The 20,814-nt window shown below is 62.3% G+C and carries 16 protein-coding genes; 6 read left to right on the forward strand and 10 right to left on the reverse strand.

What is annotated here, in order from left to right; all coding sequences use genetic code 11:
• Window positions 1–33 precede the first annotated feature (33 nt).
• Both WKV53_RS20745 and WKV53_RS20750 read right to left on the reverse strand, forming a co-directional pair.
• Complete coding sequence (locus WKV53_RS20745; protein ID WP_341406715.1) at window positions 34–378, reverse strand: HEAT repeat domain-containing protein; 345 nt, start codon at window positions 376–378, stop codon at window positions 34–36.
• Window positions 379–567: 189 nt separating this feature from the next.
• The gene (locus tag WKV53_RS20750; RefSeq protein ID WP_341406716.1) at window positions 568–1,251 is read right to left on the reverse strand and encodes a hypothetical protein; all 684 of its coding nucleotides are present in this window, start codon (window positions 1,249–1,251) and stop codon (window positions 568–570) included.
• Between the two features lie 165 nt (window positions 1,252–1,416).
• On the opposite strand from WKV53_RS20750, the gene WKV53_RS20755 reads away from it, so the two are divergent.
• Window positions 1,417–3,513, forward strand: a complete 2,097-nt coding sequence (locus WKV53_RS20755) for a prolyl oligopeptidase family serine peptidase (RefSeq protein WP_341406717.1) — start codon at window positions 1,417–1,419, stop codon at window positions 3,511–3,513.
• Between the two features lie 74 nt (window positions 3,514–3,587).
• Here the strand turns inward: WKV53_RS20755 and WKV53_RS20760 are convergent, their stop codons facing one another.
• From WKV53_RS20760 to WKV53_RS20770, 3 genes are all read right to left on the reverse strand, one after another.
• Complete coding sequence (locus tag WKV53_RS20760) at window positions 3,588–5,906, reverse strand: InlB B-repeat-containing protein (RefSeq protein ID WP_341406718.1); 2,319 nt, start codon at window positions 5,904–5,906, stop codon at window positions 3,588–3,590.
• A gap of 320 nt (window positions 5,907–6,226) precedes the next feature.
• A complete protein-coding gene (locus tag WKV53_RS20765; RefSeq protein WP_341406719.1) occupies window positions 6,227–7,087 on the reverse strand; it encodes a hypothetical protein in 861 nt (286 codons plus the stop codon).
• A 132-nt stretch (window positions 7,088–7,219) separates the two neighbouring features.
• On the reverse strand, window positions 7,220–9,538 hold the full coding sequence (locus WKV53_RS20770) for a hypothetical protein (protein WP_341406720.1): 2,319 nt from the start codon (window positions 9,536–9,538) through the stop codon (window positions 7,220–7,222).
• Window positions 9,539–9,726: 188 nt separating this feature from the next.
• On the opposite strand from WKV53_RS20770, the gene WKV53_RS20775 reads away from it, so the two are divergent.
• On the forward strand, window positions 9,727–10,824 hold the full coding sequence (locus WKV53_RS20775) for a glycoside hydrolase family 76 protein (RefSeq protein WP_341406721.1): 1,098 nt from the start codon (window positions 9,727–9,729) through the stop codon (window positions 10,822–10,824).
• Window position 10,825: 1 nt separating this feature from the next.
• On the opposite strand, the gene WKV53_RS20780 is transcribed toward WKV53_RS20775, so the two are convergent.
• The gene (locus WKV53_RS20780; protein ID WP_341406722.1) at window positions 10,826–11,641 is read right to left on the reverse strand and encodes a hypothetical protein; all 816 of its coding nucleotides are present in this window, start codon (window positions 11,639–11,641) and stop codon (window positions 10,826–10,828) included.
• Window positions 11,638–12,642, reverse strand: coding sequence for a hypothetical protein (locus WKV53_RS20785; RefSeq protein ID WP_341406723.1), 1,005 nt, complete (start codon window positions 12,640–12,642; stop codon window positions 11,638–11,640). Before WKV53_RS20785 ends, WKV53_RS20780 begins: the two co-directional genes overlap by 4 nt.
• Window positions 12,643–12,933: 291 nt before the next feature.
• Here WKV53_RS20785 and WKV53_RS20790 point away from each other — a divergent pair, with 291 nt between their 5' ends.
• Window positions 12,934–14,112: a DUF4190 domain-containing protein gene (locus WKV53_RS20790; protein ID WP_341406724.1), complete on the forward strand. Its 1,179-nt coding sequence runs from the start codon at window positions 12,934–12,936 to the stop codon at window positions 14,110–14,112.
• A 1-nt stretch (window position 14,113) separates the two neighbouring features.
• On the opposite strand, the gene WKV53_RS20795 is transcribed toward WKV53_RS20790, so the two are convergent.
• Together WKV53_RS20795 and WKV53_RS20800 are read right to left on the reverse strand one after the other, a co-directional pair.
• Window positions 14,114–15,424 (reverse strand): B12-binding domain-containing radical SAM protein, encoded by a 1,311-nt coding sequence (locus WKV53_RS20795; protein ID WP_341406725.1) that lies wholly within the window; start codon window positions 15,422–15,424, stop codon window positions 14,114–14,116.
• On the reverse strand, window positions 15,421–15,804 hold the full coding sequence (locus tag WKV53_RS20800) for a hypothetical protein (protein ID WP_341406726.1): 384 nt from the start codon (window positions 15,802–15,804) through the stop codon (window positions 15,421–15,423). The genes WKV53_RS20795 and WKV53_RS20800 overlap by 4 nt, the downstream gene beginning before the upstream one ends.
• Before the next feature lie 239 nt (window positions 15,805–16,043).
• Between WKV53_RS20800 and ileS the strand changes: the two genes are divergently transcribed.
• The 3 genes from ileS (at window position 16,044) to WKV53_RS20815 (ending at window position 20,045) form a co-directional block, all read left to right on the forward strand.
• On the forward strand, window positions 16,044–18,791 hold the full coding sequence (gene ileS / locus WKV53_RS20805; protein WP_341406727.1) for an isoleucine--tRNA ligase: 2,748 nt from the start codon (window positions 16,044–16,046) through the stop codon (window positions 18,789–18,791).
• 5 nt (window positions 18,792–18,796) lie between these two features.
• Window positions 18,797–19,438 (forward strand): signal peptidase II, encoded by a 642-nt coding sequence (locus WKV53_RS20810; RefSeq protein ID WP_341406827.1) that lies wholly within the window; start codon window positions 18,797–18,799, stop codon window positions 19,436–19,438.
• Between the two features lie 73 nt (window positions 19,439–19,511).
• Window positions 19,512–20,045, forward strand: coding sequence for a hypothetical protein (locus WKV53_RS20815; protein ID WP_341406728.1), 534 nt, complete (start codon window positions 19,512–19,514; stop codon window positions 20,043–20,045).
• Here WKV53_RS20815 and WKV53_RS20820 read toward each other — a convergent pair.
• A complete protein-coding gene (locus WKV53_RS20820; RefSeq protein WP_341406729.1) occupies window positions 19,993–20,784 on the reverse strand; it encodes a DUF475 domain-containing protein in 792 nt (263 codons plus the stop codon). The two genes, WKV53_RS20815 and WKV53_RS20820, sit on opposite strands and share 53 nt — an antisense overlap.
• Window positions 20,785–20,814 lie beyond the last annotated feature (30 nt).

The following is a 20,814-nucleotide window of genomic DNA, read 5'->3' on the forward strand; positions in this document are numbered from 1 at the left end:
TGGCAGGAAGCTCCTCCGCAAAAGGAAAGCCGGTCACTTCGCGGCGGCGGCCTTCTTTTGCGCGAAGTATTCGGATGCCGCCGGCATCTTCAGTTGCTCGGCCGTTTGGATCAGTGCGATTTTCTCTTCCGCGTCGGTGCTGCTCGCTACCAGCGACTCGAGGTAGGGAATGGCGTCCCGGCTGCCAAAGTTCGCGGCTGCCTGTAGCGCCGCCTTGCGGATCTCTTGCTCCGGGTTCTCCAGTTCCGCGAGGATTCGCTTCAAGGAGTCGCTGTCTTCGTTCCAAGAGAGCTTCACCAGTTCGTCCGCCTTTTCATGGACCCACGCCTCGTGTTCATTCGAGCCGGGAGCATAGGGTGAAAGCTGGGGACGAGGCAACCCGTCCGCGGGTGAAGCAAGATTGCGCGCAAGGCGCGACGGCGCGGCCGATATGGCCCCGCGGGAATCCGCTCGGGGGGCGGAGGATTCCCCGGGGCCCTTCCACCAGCCTCTCCATGTGAGCATGGCGGCCATGACCACCAGAACACAGGCGGCGAGAAGAGTGATACGACGGGTCATGGAACCGGCTCAGTCGAAGTTGAGAACGCTATTGCCCACCAGATGGGCGACGATCTTCCCGACCCATAGCATCTCATCGAAGTAGCCGCTGCCGTCTCCCGTGAAGATCACGTTGCCGCGTTCGCGTTGGTCACCATCGTTATTCGGTGCGCTCAGTTTGTAGAATTCCGTGCAATTGCCGCGGAAAGTCATCTGGATGCCCTTCGAGGGGAAGCGCAGGTGCATCTTCGCCGCGAAGCGGTTCCGCGTGTCTTCCTGGTCGGTGACCCAATCGACCGTGCCGGAGTAGATCAGGCTGTCGAAATCGAAGCTGATGCAGATGAACTCGGTGACGTCTTCCAAGCGAACACCATCCTTGTCGATGACCCACACCCTGGCGTAGGTGGACGAGCCCTTGGTGGCGGCGATGGTCGGCTTGAAGTAGCCGAGATCTACCTGCAACGCGGAGCCGGCTGGATATTCCGTCTCGTTTTCATCCCCGGCGAAGCGGATCAGGTCCTTGGCTGTGATCGCGATATTGGTAAGTTTGCCAACGATGGTCTCGGAGGAGGATGAGACGCTCACGTTGCCGGGATGCTGGTATTGACCCGTCACGGTGCAGGTCAGTTCCATGATTTCCGGGGTGGCTTGGACCGGCGATGCCGGGAACATGACTGCTGCAAGCAGTGGGAGGAGGGGGAGCTTGAGTTTCATAATTCTTGGTTTTTGGGCATTTCACTTCAATCACACCGTGCAGGCGCGGTCAATTTCACCCGCCTCGGAGAAGGACCCATGGTGGAATTTTGACGTTTAATCATAGGAATTTGGGCAAAAAGGATCGCTTCTGCGTCGCTTCTGAGGCAACCCGATGTGAACTGAATGACCGCCAATATTCCCTCACTGCTTACCATGATGATCCCGTCGCTCGGGCTCGCCGCCGCGATCGACTATCCTTCGACTCGCAAGGCCGACGTGACCGAAGAACTGCACGGCACCAAGGTGCCCGACCCCTACCGCTGGCTGGAGGATGACAATGCCGCCGAGACGAAGTCATGGGTGGCGGCGCAGAACGAGGTCACGCAGTCCTTTTTGAAGACCGTGCCGCACCGTGACGAGATCCGGAAGCGGTTGGCAGATCTCTGGAACTTCGAGCGCACCGGTGCGCCGCAGGAGTATGGTGGGAAGTGGTTCTTCACCCACAATACCGGCCTGCAAAACCAGTCGGTGCTGAAGGTCTCCGATACGCTCGATGGCGAGGGCAGGCTGCTCCTCGATCCCAATACACTTTCGGCGGATGGCACCGTGGCGCTTGCCCATTTCACCCCGAGTGAAGATGGCAAGCTGCTCGGCTACTCCATCTCGCGTGGCGGCAGCGACTGGAACGAGATCCTCGTCCGCGACGTCGCCACCGGCAAGGACACCGGTGATCACCTGCAGTGGGTGAAGTTCAGCGGCATCTCCTGGGCCAAGGATGGCAGCGGCTTTTTCTACAGCCGCTACGATGCCCCGCCGGAAGGTGCCGCGCTGACGCAGAAGAACGAGTTCCAGAAGCTGTGCTTCCACAAGATCGGCACGCCGCAATCCGAAGACCAGTTGATCTACGAGCGGAAGGATCAGCCGAAGTGGGGCTTCGGCGGTGGAGTCACCGAGGACGGCAAGTTCCTCGTGATCCATGTGTCCGAGGGCACCGATCCGAAGAACCGTCTTTTCTACCGTCCCGTGGATGGCGACAAGGTGATCGAACTGCTTGCCGATGCCGATGCGGAGTATGACTTCATCGGCAACTACGATAGCGTCTTCTATTTCCGCACCGATCTCGATGCTCCGCGTCGTCGTGTGATCGCGATCGACGTGACGAAGCCGGAGCGGTCCGCTTGGAAGGAGATCATCCCGCAGTCAAAGGATCTGCTTCAGGAAGCCAGCATGGTCGGCGGCAAGCTGGTGGTGGAGTATTTGAAGGACGCGAAGAGCGCGGTGACCGTCTATGATCCCACCGGAACCAAGGTCCGCGATGTCGACCTGCCGGGTATCGGCAGCGCAGCGGGTTTCCACGGCCGCGAAAAGGACAAGCAGACCTTCTACACCTTCACCGGCTTTACCGATCCGGGTGCGATCTATCGCTACGATCTCGATAGCGGGACCAGCACGCTGTGGAATCGTCCGAAGGTTGGCTTCGATGGCTCGTCTTATGAGACCAAGCAGGTCTTCGCCACCAGCAAGGACGGCACGAAGGTGCCGCTGTTCATTGTCCACAAGAAGGGTCTCACACTCGATGGCTCACATCGCACACTGTTGACGGGCTACGGCGGTTTCAACATCAGCATCACGCCGGCCTTCTCCGTCGGCCGTGCGGTGTGGCTGGAGCGTGGTGGAGTGCTTGCGGTGGCGAATCTTCGGGGTGGCGGTGAATACGGGAGCGAGTGGCACCTCGCAGGCACCCGCTTGAAGAAGCAGAATGTCTTCGATGACTTCATCGCTGCCGCCGAGTGGCTGGTGAACGAGAAGTACACCTCATCCAAGAAACTCGCCATTCAGGGAGGCAGCAATGGCGGCCTGCTGGTCGGTGCGTGCATGACCCAGCGCCCGGATCTCTACGGCGCGGCACTTCCCGCCGTCGGCGTGATGGACATGCTGCGCTTCCACAAGTTCACCATCGGCTGGGGCTGGGAGCCGGACTACGGCAGCGCCGAGAACCCGGAAGAGTTCAAGGCCCTGCTACGATACTCGCCGTACCACGCGCTGAAGCCCGGCACCCGCTATCCGGCGACGATGGTGACCACCGCCGATCACGATGACCGCGTGGTGCCGGCTCACAGTTTCAAGTTCGCCGCGCGCCTTCAGGAGTGCCAGGCGAAGGACGGCCCGCCGGTGCTGATCCGCATCGACACCAGCGCCGGCCACGGTGCGGGCACGGCGCTTTCCAAGATGATCGACAAGACCGCCGACGAGTGGTCCTTCCTCGAAGCGGTCTTGTAAGTGGCAAATGAATTCAGGCGGCGGGAAACGATGGTCCATCGTTTCTCCGCCGCCTTTCGTTTTCCCCAAGTCGATTACTGCACGCCCGCGCGGATGAAACCGTGGGCATTGGTGCCGGCGTTTCCGGCGGTGCGGAAGGTCTTGTAAACCCAGCCGGCATCGGGGGCCGGGAACTCGGACTGGATGAGGGACGCGTCGTCGCCGGTGACTTCCGTGACGGCGCGGTCACCCCAGGTGCCGAGGCTGGCGGAGGCTTCGACCGTGTAAGTCACACCATCGACGGGCGCGGAGACCATGCGGTTGCCGCTCGGTGAGAAGACGGCGTTTTCACGGACCGCGATGGTCAGCGTGAGCACGTCGGACGTCCCGTCAATGTAGGCCACTCGTCCATGGGACCGGCCGGAGGAGGCACCGGTGATCGGACTGCCGTTCAAGGCGAACTCCATCAGGTTCGAGACACCATCGCCATCCGGATCGGAGGCAGGCAGGGCCGCGTTGCCCGAGAGGCTGTTAGGCGGTGCGGTCGACCAGGCGGCATAGGGTGAAACCGAGGTGCCACCGGGATTGATGGCAAAGACGAAGCCACCGACCTGGCCTTCGAGGTTGGTATTCACACCGGTGCGGCCATGCAGGCTGCCGGTCACGGTGCCACTGCCATCAGCGGTCGCCGTGCCGATCACGGTCATGTTGGCAAGAACGGGAACCGCGCTCGGCTCGCCGACCGTCTGCGCCTTCACGCCGTTCGCACCGCTGTCGCCGAAGACGACGTAGCCGCCGGCGGCATTGCCATCCCAGGCAGCGCTGGCGTAGAGCGTCACCGTTTGTCCGGCATTGAGACCGGTCAGAGTGAAGGTATGGTCGTTGGCATTGGCTGCGGGGCCGAAGGTGTAGAAACCGGAACGGATCATCGGCTCCCACGCGCGGCCATTGTCGTAGGCTCCCACGTGGTTGATGGAGAAGGCATAGCCCAGTCCATTGATATCGCTGGCGGTGGCCGCAGCGGTATCCGCCACGTAGTTCGCGTAGACCGGAGTCCAGGTGGAGACGGAGTTGCCGCCCACGTTCGTGAAGTCAAGATAGAGCCGGGTACGATTGTCGAAGGTGGCCGAGATCGTGTGGTTGGCAGTGACTTCGTCGAATGAATACGCGTCCAGGCTGCTCACCGGCACATTGTCGACGAAGACCTCCGCGACCTGATAGCCGGGATCGGGAGTGAAGGTGTATTGCAGGCTGCTGCCATGGCTCACCGAACTCGTGCCGGCGGGGCTGATGGAACCGTGCGCGCCGGCACTGGCCGTGATGGAGTAGCTATTCAGCGCGAAGCTGACGTTGACCGTGTGATTGGCGACGACATTGGTGAAGGTGTAGTTCGTCACCGCACCGACCGAAGCGCCGTCCACCAGCACGTCTGCCACGTGGTAGCCTGCCTCCGGTGTGATGGTGAAGGGAGAGTTCACACCATGGTTCACGGTCACTGAGCCGGACGGGCTGATGGACCCATGGGCCCCGGCGCTGGCGGTGATGGTGTGAGTGGAGGTATTGACCGCGAAGCTGGCGCTGATCGTGTGGTTCACCTCGACGGCGCTGAAGGTGTAGTTCGTCACCGCACCGACGGAGGCGCCGTCCACCAGCACGTCTGCGACGTGATAGCCGCTGTTCGCCGTGATGGTGAAGCTCTTGTCGTCACCTCCCGGGACTTCGACCGCTCCCGTGGGCGTGATTGAGCCATTGGCTCCTGCACTGGCAGTGATGATAGGGGCGGGGAAGAAAAGGAAGCCACCGACCTGTCCTTCGGAAGCAGTGCCGACCCCGTCGGAGCCGTTCAAGCTGCCGGTCACGACACCGCTGCCATTCGCGATCGCGGTGCCGATGTAGGTCAGGTTGGCAAGCGTCGGGGCGGTTCCGGGGTTACCGACCGTCTGCGCTTTCACGCCGGTTGGAGCGTTGTCACCGAAGAGAACGTAGCCGCCCTTTCCGTTTCCATCCCAGCCGGCGCTCGCGTAGAGCTTCACCGATTGACCCGCGTTCAGGCCCGACAAGGTGAAGTCGTGATTGTTCCCGAGTTGCCCAAAATTGTAGAACCCCGAACGCGTCAAAGGCTGGCCCGCCTGACCATTGTCCCAGCAGGCGACGTGGTTGAAAGTGAAGTTGTACGACGTGCCGCCGGCACCGGTGATATTCACCATCGTGTCGCCCAGCGTGATGCCCGTCACCGGCGTCCAGCCGCTGGCGGTATTCAATGCGTTGCTGGCGAAATCGAGCTTCAGCGGAGCGGCTTCAGCGAGGCCGAGGGCAGCGAGGAAGGAAATCGCCGAGGCGGCGAAACCCTTGATTTTGCGTCGTTCCGGACGAGGCGACGGGGGATGGAGTTGGGTTGGATGGATGGATTTCACGATCGATGGATGGACTGGATCTATCGCGCTGTTTCCGGGTTCCCCGGGATGACTTCCATGGGTGAAGTCACTCGGGAGCGGGAGTGGAAACGGCGCTGTCGGGTTGGGTTCCGAAGTGAATCGAGAGATCCGATTCAACCTTGGGTTACTGACCATTGGTCTCATCCAGGAGAGATGGCGAGCAAAAAGTTGCATAAAAGTGCATAGTAACCGTGCGTGGCCTGTCGCCGTCGATTCTTGTGGGGGAAAAAACAGCTGGAGCGCGGGACCCCGTCCCGCGCTCCAGCACCTCGCCCTCCCAAACACCCAAGAGAACTTTCCTAAGTCGCGGATTTCCCCGCGCCTTCCGTCTCCAACCGGGCCGCTATCGCTTCGATCACCGCGTCCGGCGAGAACTCGCCCGCTGTTAGGCCGATCCTTCCCACGCCTGCAAAATCGCCCGGATCGAGAGCGCCCGCATCCGCCACCGCCTTGGCCGGGAGACCCAACCGCCGGGCGGTCTCGATCAAGGCCCTGACGGATGCCTCTTTGGCGTCGCCCGCGACAATGATCGATTCCGCCCAACGGCTGAGCGCTTCCACGGACCGCTCACGCTCCAACATCGTGAGTGAGGTCGTATCGAGGAAAACCATGCGGCTGTCGGGATGGCGCAATCGCAGCGCCTCCGCCGTCACGGATGCCTGGCGGCGCGTGATTCGCGTCTGGCAAACGATCCCGAACTTCGGCGCGAACGGCAGCAGCGCCGCCTCTTCCGCATCCTCCACCACTGCGGCCCCAGCAGCTTCGCCAGCGATGGACAGGCTCTCCGCATCATCGCGAAAGCCCGCCACTAGCGGCTTGCAGTGCTCCAGCGTCAAAAGATTCAGCGCAGTCTGCGCACGCCGGACCGATGGCAAGGTGAGATCGAATAGTTCATGCCCGCTGTCCTTCCAGCGACGACGCGTTTCCCGCGGCAAGCCGTTCAAGGGAACCACCACGGTGTGCGTTGGCGCCCGGAACTCCAGCGGATCTCCCTCCAGCGCACCCCGGCGGCGGTACATCTCGCAAAGCGCCGCATCCGGTGCGAGCGGCCCCAGCACCGTCACCGGTCCGCGTTTGAGGCGGGACTCCAGGCGCGCAAGCGCTTCACGGGTTTCCTTTCCATGGCCGGCGACCATCGCACGGCGGAGTTGGAGGCGCATGGAGGGAGGGGATTGGGTGCTTGCAGACATGAACTTTGTATTGCAAAGTTTCGGGGCGGGTGAGTCCTCAATGGAGTGAGGATGCAGTTACTTTGTGGAACAAAGTAACTTTGGCAAGCCGGAAATCCGCGGCTATTTCAGCGTGTCCTCGGCTTCCTTGCTCCACTTGCCGTCGCGGAAGACTTCCGCGGCAAGGATCAGGGCCTGCGATTCCGGCGAGGCGGGACCGCCGTCGATGGAGAAAATCCGGACTTCCACGCCAGGTGACTTGCCTCCCGGCCCGGCCGGTACCAAGGCGGCAGTTGCCCCCGAACTACCCCGGAAGTAAAGATCGCCGGTTTCCGTGAAGTCGCCATTCCCGTTGGCATCGACTCCGAGCAGCGCCTGGTTACTAGGATCGTAGTACTCAAAGCGGAGCGGCACTTTCGATACCAGGCGGAAGGAAATTCCCTCCGGTTCATGCACGGGCACGGCGAGTTCGTGGAACAGGACCACCGAGCGAAATGGGCTCGTCTCCAGGGCGCTGGCATCGAGCACCACGCTGCCGGTGGCGGCCTTGTCCCAGCTCACGTTCCACGTCGTGACGTTGCCGGCACCTTGTCCCGTGTGTTCCCAGGCCACACGGACCTCAGCCGTGGCGGCATTTCCGGCGGCCAGTGTTCCCACGACGGAAATTTCCCCGCCCGAGGAAATAGAACGCGCCACACGGACTTCCGTAGCGGGCTTGCCGGCTTCAAAGCGGATGCCATCGCCCGCGGCAACTGCGCCCGGGCCGCTGACGACGAGGCTTCCTGTCACCCCGGCCGCATTGGAATTGAAGACCGTGAAGCGCGTGCGCGCACTGCCGCCGGGCGGAGCGATGCTGGTGACTTCCAGCGGCTGCACGGACAGCGGCTTGAGCTTGGCCACTGCGGCGCCGGGAGCGGGCGGAGCCGGGTCCGCAAGGCTGCTCTCCATTTCCGGCGTCAGCCACTTCTTGAGATAGTCCGGCAGATCGGCTGCGGACTTTCGCGCTGCTGCAAATGCGGTCCGTGCCGCCTCTTTCTCGCCGAGGCGGGCGAGGGCCTTCGCGCGACCGCTTTCGGCCAGCACGCGGCGGGCGGCAGGGATGTCGGGATGATTGGCGAGAAACGCGTCGAACTCGGCCAAGGCAGCCCGCGCTCCCGCCAGGTCGCCTGCTGCGAAGCGCGCGTCGAAGAGCTTGGAAAGCAGCGCCGGCTCATGCAGCACCCAGCCAAAGGACCGGGTCAGCCGCAGTGCCTCGCTGAACATGACGGCCGCTTCCGTCGGCCGCTGCCGGTCGAGCAGGTAGTCGCCATACTCACGGTAAAGCGTCGGTTCCCCCCGCTTGTTGCCCTGCGCGCGCATCTGCGTCAGCAGGCTGCCGAACTCTCCATCGAGCCCGTCGACACCGGCATTTGCCCGGGCGATGAGATAGTCGCGATCCGCATAAAGCGCCTCGTGAAAATGGCCTAGCGATTTCTCGAACTTGGCATCGGCCTGGATCGCATCGAGCGCTTCCTGTGACTCTTTCAGGTCGAGTTCCATCTTGGCGATCAGGCGGTCGAAGCCGTGGATCGCGCCCGCCCGCTTCGCAGCGGCGGCTGCTTGCTTCGCTTCTTCCAGGATCGCCTCGGACGGTCCTTCCCACTGCGATCGGTTTCGCAGCAGATTCAGCCGCAGTGTGTCCAGCCCGGGGCCGCTATGGGTGGCAGCCAGATCGCTTCCGAGCAATTCCTCCTGAAGGTCGATCGCCTCCTTGTTGTAGCCGAGGAAATCGAGGAGCTCCGCCCGCGACGCCAGCAACTTGAAGGCGTAGAAACGCTCCACCGACTCCAGATCCCGGTCCGGCGCGGTCAGGTAAGCCGCCGCTTCGTCGAGAAGCGCGCGCGCGTCCGTCGTACGGCCGATGTGGTCGAGCAGCTCCCCCTCGCGCTCGATCAATCGCCAGCCCATTGACCGTAGCTTCGCGGGCAGGGCGATGACTTCCTTGACCTTCACGGGCGGGCCGTCGCCATTCGCCGTGACCTTCTTTCCACGCAGCGTTTCCGCCCCGGCCCGGTTGGCCTGTAGCGCCGCTCCGATCTTGCCCTCCATCATCAGGCCACGCTCCAGATAGCCGAAGATCGTACAGCGGCGGACCGCGTCGCCATAGGGGCCATCGACCGGCAGTGGATCGAGCTTGTCGAGCACCTCGCGCGCGAACTTGCCGGCTTCGACATTCCTGCCCTGCTCGTAAATCAGGTGGCAGGCCGAGGCGCCGGCCGCCGCCGCGTAGTCGGTATTTCCCTCCGCGATCGCCTTCTCGAAACTCCGTTTCATGCCCTCGACGGCGGCGGCAGGGTCGGCTTTCTCGATCTTGCGGGCATCGTAGAATTCCTGGATGTAGGTGCGCTCCCCGGCGGCTACGAGCGGGCAGGCGAGGGCGGCGATCAGCAGGAGATGACGCATGGCAAGAGGACTACGGTTCAATGTCGCGGCTTCGATGATGAATCGGTGAAGTGACGAAGAATTTACCCGTGAGTGAACGGGCGGGCCGCCGAATGATTGGCGGGAAATGGCGAGATTGTGACATTCCTCGGTCCGGACGAGACCGCTCCTTGTCGCCGGGGTTTTGAAATGTCATCGGATTCCCGCCCATGAGACTCGTTGCCCTGCTTCTGTTCCCGGCGCTGCTGCTTTCCGCGGTGGCCGCGCCCACTTCCCACCTGGAACAGGCGACCGAAGTCATGGCGTCGATCCAGAAGAACTTCTACGACCGGAAGTCCGGCCTCTACGCTTCCAAGTCCGGCGGCAAGGATCCGGAGCTGATCTGGGGCAGCGGCGTAATGTTTTCCGCGGTCGTGGGAGCCGCGAGGAACGACAAGCAGTACCGCCCGGTGATGCGGAAGTTCTTCGACGGGCTGGAGGGTTACTGGGATCTGAAGGTGAAGATTCCCGGCTACGAACCCGGCCGAACCCAGGGAGGCAACGACAAGTACTACGATGACAACGCGTGGATGGTGCTCACCTTCCTGGAGGCCTATGAGCTCACCGGCGAGTCACGCTACCTCAAGCGCGCGGAGGAGACGCTCAAGTTCGTGACCAGCGGTTGGGACGAGGAACTCGGCGGCGGCATCTGGTGGCACGAGGCGCACAAGGGCGATGGCAAGAACACCTGCGTGAACGGCCCCGCAGCGCTCGGCTGCTTCCGCCTGGCTCGCTTTGAAAAGGATGCCGAGGCGGCCAAGTGGAATGCCTTTGGCGAAAAGATCATGGTGTGGACCGTGAAGACGCTCCAGGCACCGAACGGCCTGTTCGCCGACTCGATCAATGTGAAGACCAAGGAGATCAACCATGCCCAGCTCACCTACAATGCGGGCTTGCCGCTGCGGGCCTTCCTTTCGCTCTATGCCCGCACCGGCGAGCGCTTCTACATGGATGAAGCGCTGCGCATGGGCAAGGCCGCGAACTCCCTGATCGATGGAAGCACTAGCGCTTACCGCGATCCGATCAAGTGGGCGCACCTGATGGTGGAGGCGGATCTGGAGCTCTATCGCGCCACCGGCGACAAAAGCTATCACGAGCGTGCGATCAAGAATGCCGAGTACCACTATGAGACGTGGAAGAAGTCGCCCGCGCCTGACTTGATCACCCAGGCATCGCTGGCCCGCGAGCTGTGGCTGCTGGTCGACCACGAGACGCCGGTGGGCATCGAGTTCTGGAAAAAGTCGGACAAGCCGAAGGCAATCAAGTGATCTAACGGCTGGCCAGCGGGACGACCGAGAGGTGGTATCCGCCGCCGAGCTTGGTCATGGCCGCATCGACCGCGGAGAACACTTGCGGGCATGAGTAGAAGGACCCGCTTCCCGGGCCACCTGTGGTATGCGTGCTGATCAGCACCATCTCTCCACCGACCAGGAGGAATGAAGGATGGCCTGAATCGCCGGCGACGAGGTTCTTTCGGAACAAGCTCGAAACGCGCGAGCCATGGCGAAACGACAGGCCGTTCCCCTGAACGCCCGCGATCTCGTGGACGAAGGCTCGGCGCTGCTGATCGGTCACGAACGCGAGGCACCCGGCGAGCGATTCATAGCCCGTCGAAGGTGGTAGCAAGCGATACGGCTTCACGCCGGAAGGCAGCGGTGAATCGAGCTTTCCCACCGCAACGTCGGCGATCTCGGAAAGCGACTCGACCGCGACCAAGGTGCGGCGGTGGGGTTGCCCGCTCCGGTCGTTGAAAACAATCGTGGAACCCACCGGCCGTTGGTAGTGCGCCGCCATCACCACATGCAGCGGCGAAACCGCAGTGGCGGTGCGGGTATCATCCCACGCAACGCCGGTGAAATCGAGACGCCGCGTGAAGTTGTGACCCCATGTGGATGGCCGGTCGGTGGTGTAGTTCGTGATGACGGTATTGTCAGTCGCCCCATCTAACAGCGCCGCGAAGCGCTGGTCGGAGTCCGTGCGAATGGTTGCCCCCGAGAGGGCCGACGAAGGAGCCCCGGGCATGCGCGGGATATCCGTCGAGCATGCGGTAAGAAAAGCGATGGGAAGAAGGAGAAAGTGCTTCACTGGCGCGAGGGCTTGGGAGCCTTTGGGGGTTTGGTATCGGTAAGATCTTCGTAGCGATCCAGCCACCATTGTTCCTCCGAGTCCAAGTGGTTCTGGCTTCGGAGTTCCCTTGCATAGGTCCGCAGACCAATGGCGATATCCGGATGGTCCCGGTCCAGGTCGGCAAGCATTTCCTTGGAGAACGATGGGTATGCCTTCAGGGATTCAAGGGCGCTTGAACTCCATTCGTCCCGAAGCCAGGACGGCGTCGAGGGAGAAGTTGCCTTGAGCAAGTCAAGGGCGTGGCGCCCTCGCCGACCCGCTGGGAGCTCATGATCATTGGTGAAATCGGAGCGCTTCTTCGAGGACGCGAAAGAAACGGCCTCCGCATAACGACCGTCATCGATCAAACCTTGCAGCTGATGCCTGTTTTGAACCGCAGGTTGGACGGGAGCGCTCGCAATGATCCAAGCGGAAAGAGCAATGGCCGCCAGAACCGAAGAGCCCCATGGCGATGAGGTGTGAGTCCGCGACAATGGAAGTGTCGCCCGGCCTTGCACGATCCAGCAGAGCACGATCATCGCAAGGAAGAGCCAGCCCGAAACCGTTGCGATGAATTCAGAGGCATCGCGGAGAAGTTGGGTATGTGGGGGCAACCGTACTCCGCCCATGATTTGGACCAAGGACATGCCCTTCCAGGTGCTGCCGACCATCGATTCGAAAGCCGCGGGAGCGAGGATGAGAACGAATGCCCTGAGGTGCCTGACCCCGGTCAAAACAGCCACCGTCCTCGTCATGAGCGCGACTCTCCACAGCGAGACGATGGCCAGGAAAGCGATGTTCCATTTGGTGGCCGTGACCAGATCGGTCATGGACTCAACGGGAATGCCGTAGAGCCATGCGCACGGCGCCGTCATCCAGGCAAACGTGAGGAAGGATCCCAGCTGCGGCCACCGTTTGCCGGTATCTTTCAATTTCAGCGGCTCTGCGATGCATCCGAAGATGAAGAAGATCGACACCATCGACGCGACGAAGGGCCCGATGAACCACTCTGGCTCGCGCAGTAAGTCGAGGTGATCGTAGTTCCGCGCGACGCCAGCGCTGAGCACCAGGATCGCGCCGATGATCCACGCATGACGGGTCGCGGCGATGCGCTCGATCGCCCCACGGTGGCCGGTGAGGAATAGCAGGGGATCGAGAACGCGCATGAACTCATTCAAGATGAAGCCATGTTTGTCGGCAAGCTTCGGCCGGATTGAGATGATCTATCTATCGGTTCGACATCGGCGGAGTCTCCACGCAAGTTCACGCTCATGTATCAAGCACCACCACCGCGTCAGATCGTGCCGATCACCCGCATGCCGAAGACCTCGGCGCTTGGCGTGGCCGGACTGGTGCTTGGGTTGTTGGGGATCTGTGCCGGCATTACCTCCTTGCCTGCGGTGATCTGTGGTCATCTTTCCTTGCGCGCGATCCGTCGTTCGGGCGGGGAGTTGGGTGGCCAAGGAATGGCGATCACGGGACTGGTGTTTGGTTATCTTGGTCTCGCGGGTCTCACGTTGTTCCTCGTGTTCGCAGGCATGGGCGCGAAGAAGGCGGCGAAGGATGCAGCAGTCGCGGGCACGCCTTACCCGCTGTCCTCGGTGGCGATTCCCAGTTTTCCCGCACTACCGGCGATGACTGCGCTGGGCGATAGCGGGGTGAAGGTCGGCCAGCTTCGCCTGCAATCCGGCTCCGGTCCCGGCGAGTCGATGGAGCTGCGCATTTACCTGCCTGCCGGAAACCCCGCTGCGGGCTCGCTGCGCTGTGTGCTCGTGGCCCCGGCTGGCACCACCTTGCTTTCCGGGACGGATGTTGGTCCGTTGGATGCGGGGGCTTATCACGATGAATGCCTGCCGTATGCCGAGGCAGGCATGGCGGTGGTGATGTATTCCCTGGATGGAAATTTGGACCGCGACGATTCGGACGACCGGGAGAAATCCAAGGCGGCCTACGAGCGCTTCCGCGGTGCCCAGGCAGGGCTCGTGAATGCACGCAATGCCCTCGAATTCGTCCTGGCACGCATGCCTCAGGTCGATCGCGGAAAGATCTTTGCCGCGGGGCATAGCTCGGCGGCCACGCTGTCGCTGCTCTTTGGCGAGCATGAGTCCCGCCTCGCCGGATGTGCGGCCTATGCGCCTGCGACGGACGTGGAGGCGCGCCTGAAGGAAGTCACCGACAATCCCTTCAGCAATCTGGCGTTCCCCGAAATCAAGGCCTTCCTGAAGCGCAGCTCACCGAAGACGCATGCCGACAAGCTCACGATCCCGGCTTTAGTGTTTCACGCGGCGGACGACAAGAACGTGCCCGTTGCCGATTCGCGTGATTTCGTGGCGAATCTCAAGGCGAAGGGCGCCGATATCACGTTCCGCGAAGTTCCTGAAGGCGGCCACTACGATGCCATGATCGTCGAGGGCATTCCCGCAGGAATCGAGTGGATGAAGCGCCGCTGAATCACCGGTTCCGCACCTTCGCCCGCAGGTGCCCGCGGAAGCGCTGGTTCCGCTGCTCCACGAATTCCGGTGCATAGAGACGGCGTGTGAGATCGCGGAAGCCGTTCTTCAGCTCCTCCACACTCATGTCCGTCGGCCGGAAATTGATGTCGAAGAGAGTGCAGCGTTCGGTCGCTTCTTCCGAGAGTAGCCGGCCTTCTTCCGACAGCCGCTTCCACAGCGGAGTGCCGGGAAAGGGCGTGAGGTAGGTGACTTGCACATCGTAGAGCCCGCTTTCCTCCACGAAGCGAAAGACGTGTTCGAAGCTGTCTGTCCCGTCGCCGTCGAGGCCAAGAATAAAGCAGCCGTTCACCGTGATACCATGGCGCTGGATGGTCTCCACGGCACGCAGATAGCGATCGGTGCGGCGGGCTTTCCAGTTGGATTTCTTCTCCACGCCATTGAGTGAATCGAAGCGCGGGCTTTCGAATCCGATGAGCACCTGATGGCAACCCGCGTCGCGCATCATCTTCAGCAAGTCCTCGTCATCAGCGACGGACACATCGGTCTCGGTGAACCAGCGCAGGCTCTCTTTCCCGAGCGCTTGCATCAGGGCGCGGCCATGGCGCTTGTCGGCGAAGGTATTGTCATCGGCGAATTCGACGAAAGGCCGGCCGAACAGCTCCTTCAGCCGCTTCACCTCGGCGATGATCTTCTCAACCGGCTTGGTGCGGAAGGTCGGTGAAAGGCGCATGGAAGCCGCGCAGAACTCGCAGGCATACGGACACCCGCGCTGCGTTTGAACCGTGAAGCGTGGGTAGCGGTCCGGCGACAACAGATCGAAGCGAGGCATCGGCGCATGCCGGAAATCAAAGGGCCCGCTACGACGGGCATCGTACATCGGCTTCAATTCGCCACGCTCCAGATCCCGCAGGACTTCCGGCCACACAACCTCGCCCTCACCGATGACCACCGAGTCAACATGCTTCGCGGCTTCGTCCGGCGCGAGCGTCGCGTGCAGGCCTCCAAGGATCACCGGAATCCCTTTCTCGCGGAACTTTGCCGCCATCGCATAGGCTTCCTTCGAAGTCGCACTCAGCGTGGAAAGTGCGATCGCATCGAAACGATCCGGCACCTCCGAGATATCCCGCACTTCCAGATACTCGGCCCCGATGTGAGGCGGCGACATTCCCGCCAAGGTCAGCAACCCGAGCGATGGCAATGCCTCGATCTCCCGCGCCCGCCGCGCCACCGCAGGGAACGACAAGCCGAGCTGGAGCAGCTCAAGATCGACGAGCCGCAGCCCGCTCATCGCGACGTAGCCGATATTCATGACCGGGCGAAAAGGATGACCGAGATGCCCGCCGCCGCGGACAACACCGGGATGAAGAAGAGATGGCGGAACGGCTTTCGCCATGCGCACAGGAAGCAATTCAGCGGCATCGCCACCAGTGCCACCAGCAGCGCGATCGAGCCAATCCGCGCGGCCTCGTGAGCCACACCCAGCGGCTCCAGCGACAGCGCGTAGAAGAGATTGATCAGCCCGATCCCGAAAAAGGAAATGTGCCCCAGCCTCACCATCCGCCGCTCGTGGCTGCCGTAGCCGCCCAGCCAGTCCTCACGGTGGAAGAGCAGCCCCATGATCGCCCCGCTGATCACGCCGCCGAGAAAGCCGGCCCAGCCGGTGAGAAGCGAGAACTTGAGGGGATCCACAGCGTCACTTCAGCAGGGGTGAGGCGCCCGTGATAATCGAATCCGCGAGGCACATGATCGCGTCAAACGATGGATCTGCCGGAACGAGTTCCCGGGGTGGGTGCGGGGTAATCCATCTCCGGATTTCCCTGAATTTGGCCTGAAAATACCGGGGTTTCGCCCATTTCTCCCTGATTTTCAATCTCCTGCGCCGGTAGTTGACCCCTCGGGGGGGCGTTGCTAGCTTCCGCGCCCGCAAAATGAGTTCCGAATCGCAATACAAAGACACGCTGCTGCTGCCGCAAACGACGTTCCCGATGCGCGGGGACCTCGTGGACAACGAGCCGAAGCGGTTGGCGATTTGGGAGAAACAGGGACTTTACCATAAGGTTCTCGGCCGCCGCCGCGCGCAGAAGGCTCCCACCTTCCTCCTCCACGATGGCCCGCCCTTCGCGAATGGAGACGTGCACATGGGCACCGCGCTGAACAAGGTGCTGAAGGATCTCGTCGTGAAGTCGAAGACGATGGCCGGCTTCACCGCGCCGTTCGTTCCCGGCTGGGACTGCCACGGCCTGCCGATCGAGTTCAAGGTGGTGAAGCAAGCCACCGGCCTCGAGCCCGCCGAGATCCGCCGCCGTTGCACCGAGTTCGCGGAGAAGTTCATCGATATCCAGCGCGGCTCGTTCCGCCGCCTTGGTGTGTTCGGCGATTGGGATAATCCCTACCTCACCATGGCCCCCGGCTATGAGGCGGAGATCCTGCGCGTGTTCGCCAAGCTCGTTGAAAGCGGCTCCGTCTATCAGAGCAAGAAGCCCGTCCAGTGGTCCTACGGCGCGCAGACCGCGCTCGCCGAGGCCGAGGTGGAATACCAGGACAAGGAGAGCACCGCGATCTTCGTGAAGTTCCCGCTCACGCCGGAGTCTTCGTCGAAGCTCGGCATCGGCAACGCGTCGATGGCGATCTGGACGACCACCCCGTGGACGCTTCCCGCCAACCTTGGCGTGGCCGTGCATCCGGAGTTCACTTACGAGGTCAGCCAATTCGAAGGCAGTGGCCGCCAGGAAATCCTGATCGTGGTGAAGGAGCTCGTCGCGGAACTCGAAACGAAGTCCGGCATGCGTCGTACTTCGGTGCTGAAGAGCGTGAAGGGCCGCGATCTCGAACATCTCGAAGCGCGCCATCCTTTCCTGGACCGCACCTCCAAAATCATCCTCGGCCAATTCGTCACCACTGACACCGGCACAGGCGCGGTTCACATCGCTCCCGGCCACGGTGCGGACGACTATGTCGTCGGCCAGCAATATGGCCTCGGCATCCTTTCGCCGGTCGATGACGAGGGCAATTTCACCGCGGAAGTCGGCCTGCCAGATCTGGTCGGCAAGCACGTCTTCAAGTCGAACGAGCCGATCGTCGAGCTGCTGGAAAGCAAGGGCGTGCTGCTCGCGAAGGAAGTCTATCGCCACAGCTACCCGCACTGCTGGCGCTCGAAGACGCCGATCATCTTCCGTGCGGTGGAGCAGTTCTTCATCTCGCTGGAAACCCTGCGCGGCAAGGCGCTGTCCGAGATCGACAAGGTCGAGTGGCTGCCTGCCTGGGGACGCAATCGCATCTACGGCACCGTGGAAGCGCGCCCGGACTGGTGCATCTCGCGCCAGCGCACCTGGGGCGTGCCCTTGCCGGTATTCTTCGATGCCAACAACAAGGCCATCCTTTCCGCCGACGTCGCCCGCAAGGTCGCCGATCTCGTCGAAACGCAAGGCACTAATATCTGGTTCGAGCTTTCCGATGACGAGCTCGCGCAGAAGCTCGGCCTGCCCGCCGGCGTGAAGAAGTGCCGCGACACGCTCGACGTGTGGATCGACTCCGGCTGCTCGCACGTCGCCGTGCTTGAAAAGCACCCGGAGCTGCACGCGCCTGCCGACCTCTATCTCGAAGCTACCGACCAGCACCGCGGCTGGTTTCAGAGCTCGCTCATGATGAGCGTCGCCTGGCGTGACAAGGCTCCTTACAAGGCCGTGCTCACTCACGGCTTCGTGGTCGACAAGGACAAGAAGAAGATCTCGAAGTCCGACGCCGCGAAGGCTGGCAAGCCGACCGACGCCGCCTTCTTCTACAACAAGTATGGTGCCGACATCCTGCGGCTGTGGGTGTCTTCCGTCGATTGGCAGAGCGAAGTCCCCTTCAGTGAGGATCTCTTCAAGCAGGTCGCCGAGCCGTATCGCCGCCTTCGAAACACGCTGCGCATCCTCTTGGGTAACCTCGATGGCTTCGACCCGGAAATGGATCGTGTCGCACCGAGCCACCTGCCGCTGCTCGACCAATGGATCCTTGAGAAGCTCCACGCCGTCGTCAGCGAGTGCCGCAAGGCCTACGAGCAATACGAGTTCCGCAAGGTCTTCAACTCGCTCAATCAATTCTGCTCCACCGACCTGTCCGCGATCTACATCGATGCGACCAAGGACCGGATGTACTGCGACGCGAAGAGTTCGGTGCGCCGACGTGCGAGCCAGACGGCGATGTATGATGTCTTCCAAGCGTTGGCCAAGCTGCTCGCGCCGATCCTCGTCTACACCGCCGATGAAGCGTGGGAACACGCCACCTTCACCGAAGGCAGCGTCCACGAGCAGGACTTCCCGGAACCCGATGCCGCCTTTGCTTCCGGCGAGGCCACAGCAAAGGTGAACCGCCTGTTGGAGATCCGCCGCACGGTGCAGACCGCGATCGAGGAGCAGATCCAGGCCAAGGTCTTCACGAAGAACAATGAAGCCGCAGTCACGCTCGTGGTTCCCGAGAAGGAGCCGGTGTATGACCTGTTGCGCGACCGCCAGTTTGCGACCGAGTTCTTCATCATCGCCGATCTTGACGTCTCCGCTGGCAAGAAGCTCTCGGCCAAGGCGGCGAAGACGAGCTATCACATGTGCCCGCGCTGCCGCCGCTACGAGCCGCTCGGCAAGTCCGGCCTGTGCGCCCGCTGCGAGTCTGTGGTGCAAACCGTTTCCCACGCGTGAAGCACATGGCATCGATCCAGGCATCCGAGGAGACGCGACCTGTCGCCGGGGCAGGGAAGGAATGGCCCATTTGGAAGATCCTGCTGGGAGTCACCCTGCCGCTCTACGTGCTCGACCAGTGGTCGAAGTTCAAGATCGTCGCGACCTTCCCCGAGCCTCTCCGGGGGAACTTCTCCTCGGGAGTGGAAAAGCCGGTGATCGATGGCGTCTTCAATATCGTGCGCGTCCATAACCAGGGCGTGGCCTTTGGCTTCGGCAATGGCAGCGACTGGGCGCCGCTGGTTTTCCTTGCCGTGCCGGTCCTCGCGCTGGTGCTGATCACGCTCGGCCTGAGGAACAAGTTCTTCATCGGCAACTGGGGCAGGGCCGCCGTCGGTCTCCTGCTGTGTGGCATCTTCGGCAATCTCACCGACCGCCTGGTCCAGGGCTCGCGCCTTTCCTACATGGAGGGCGCGCCGCTGTGGGACCGCCTGAAAGCCGGCTACGTGGTCGACTTCCTCGACTTCACCTTCCCGCTGGTGAACTACCGCTGGCCGTCCTTCAATGTCGCCGACTCGTGCATTTGCATCGCCGCGGCGCTGCTCTTCTTCACCGGCCTGAAGGCGGATCTGCAGCACAAGAAGCAGCACCCCGTCTCGCGCGACTGACTTCGCGGTCCCTTCACCGGCTTTTCACCGTTGCGGATTCGACGCCAGCCGGTCGGCCCGCCACTGTGAGGTCATGCCTCCTCTGAAGCAGATTCGCCTGGCGATCGGAATCGTGATCGGAGGGCTCGTCTTCAGCGGCATCACGGCGTTTCCCTTGCTTCAGGAATTGCGGTTCCTCACTTCGTGGGTGACCGCGGAGTCGCAGGGGCACCCGGAGCTACACGCCGGATTCACGCAATGGATTCTCCGGGTGCGCGATGGGCTGGAAGTGACCCATGAACACTATCCCTTCCTCGCCTACGGCACCGACTGGCTTGCCTTCGGCCACCTGGTGATCGCGATGTTTTTCTTTCTGCCGTGGCGGGACCCGGTGCGCTACCAGGATGTCCTGCGCGTCGGGGTGGTCGCATCGCTGGCGGTGATCCCGCTCGCGCTGATCTGCGGGCCCATCCGCGGGATTCCGTTCGGCTGGCGGATGATCGATAGCTCCTTCGGCCTGCTGTGCCTGCCGCCCCTGCTGTTTGCCCTGAAAAAGATCCGGGGCCTGGGGCTGATTACTCCTGAGGAGCCCGATTTCTCGCCCGGTGAACTACCACCGGTACGATGAAGATCAGCAGGGTGATCGCCGAAGTGCCGAGATCGAAGTACTTGCTTTCCAGAAACTCGCGCACGGGATGGCCGTGAGCCAGCAGATGCCGCGGGATCGCAAGCAGCAGCTTGATACCGAGGATGCCGATGACGATGTAGGCGCACTTCTCGAGGAAGGAGTATTTGTGCATCAGCTTCACGAAGCCCTGCGCGGCGAAGCGCATGGCAAGGATGCCGATGAAGACGCCGATACAGACCAGGATGATGTTCGACGGCTCCGGGAAGAGCTTCTCGTTCTTCGTGAACGCGACGGCAGCGAAGACATTGTCGAGCGAGAAGGCGAGATCCATGACCTCCACCGCCACGACGGTGGCCCAGAAGGGACCGAGGCGTCCCATCGTGTGGCGGTAGAGCCAGTTGCCTTCATTCCCGGCGTGCTCGTTGGCCTCCTCTTCCACGGCGGCACCGCGCGCGAGGTGTTGCCACGCCAGATAGAGCAGGTAAGCGCCTCCGACCGGCTCCAGCCACCAGATGCTCATGAGCAACGTGACCAGCGCCAGGCTGATGCCGCGGAAAACGTAGGCGCCGATGATGCCGTATTTCAGCGCTTTGCCGCGCTGGCTCTCCGGCAATCGCATCACCATCGTGGCCAGCACGGCGGCATTATCCACGGAAAGGATGCCCTCGATCACGATCAGCGTGAGGATGACCGTGATGCTGGCGACGGGATCCGTGCCGAAAATGTTCGTCCAGTCCATGCGAGCGGGCAGGCTCCCTTCTACATGCCA

The sequence above is a fragment of the Luteolibacter sp. Y139 genome, assembly GCF_038066715.1.
GTDB lineage: Bacteria > Verrucomicrobiota > Verrucomicrobiia > Verrucomicrobiales > Akkermansiaceae > Haloferula > Haloferula soli.

Excerpts from the sequence above, each read along its gene's own strand:
- WKV53_RS20770 (WP_341406720.1), bottom strand. The coding sequence starts at position 9,538 with ATGCGTCATCTCCTGCTGATCGCCGCCCTCGCCTGCCCGCTCGTAGCC.
- ileS (WP_341406727.1), top strand. The coding sequence starts at position 16,044 with ATGAGTTCCGAATCGCAATACAAAGACACGCTGCTGCTGCCGCAAACG.
- WKV53_RS20755 (WP_341406717.1), top strand. The coding sequence starts at position 1,417 with ATGACCGCCAATATTCCCTCACTGCTTACCATGATGATCCCGTCGCTC.
- WKV53_RS20810 (WP_341406827.1), top strand. The coding sequence starts at position 18,797 with ATGGCATCGATCCAGGCATCCGAGGAGACGCGACCTGTCGCCGGGGCA.
- WKV53_RS20765 (WP_341406719.1), bottom strand. The coding sequence starts at position 7,087 with ATGCGCCTCCAACTCCGCCGTGCGATGGTCGCCGGCCATGGAAAGGAA.
- WKV53_RS20775 (WP_341406721.1), top strand. The coding sequence starts at position 9,727 with ATGAGACTCGTTGCCCTGCTTCTGTTCCCGGCGCTGCTGCTTTCCGCG.
- WKV53_RS20815 (WP_341406728.1), top strand. The coding sequence starts at position 19,512 with ATGCCTCCTCTGAAGCAGATTCGCCTGGCGATCGGAATCGTGATCGGA.
- WKV53_RS20750 (WP_341406716.1), bottom strand. The coding sequence starts at position 1,251 with ATGAAACTCAAGCTCCCCCTCCTCCCACTGCTTGCAGCAGTCATGTTC.
- WKV53_RS20785 (WP_341406723.1), bottom strand. The coding sequence starts at position 12,642 with ATGGTGTCGATCTTCTTCATCTTCGGATGCATCGCAGAGCCGCTGAAA.
- WKV53_RS20795 (WP_341406725.1), bottom strand. The coding sequence starts at position 15,424 with ATGAATATCGGCTACGTCGCGATGAGCGGGCTGCGGCTCGTCGATCTT.
- WKV53_RS20820 (WP_341406729.1), bottom strand. The coding sequence starts at position 20,784 with ATGGACTGGACGAACATTTTCGGCACGGATCCCGTCGCCAGCATCACG.
- WKV53_RS20790 (WP_341406724.1), top strand. The coding sequence starts at position 12,934 with ATGTATCAAGCACCACCACCGCGTCAGATCGTGCCGATCACCCGCATG.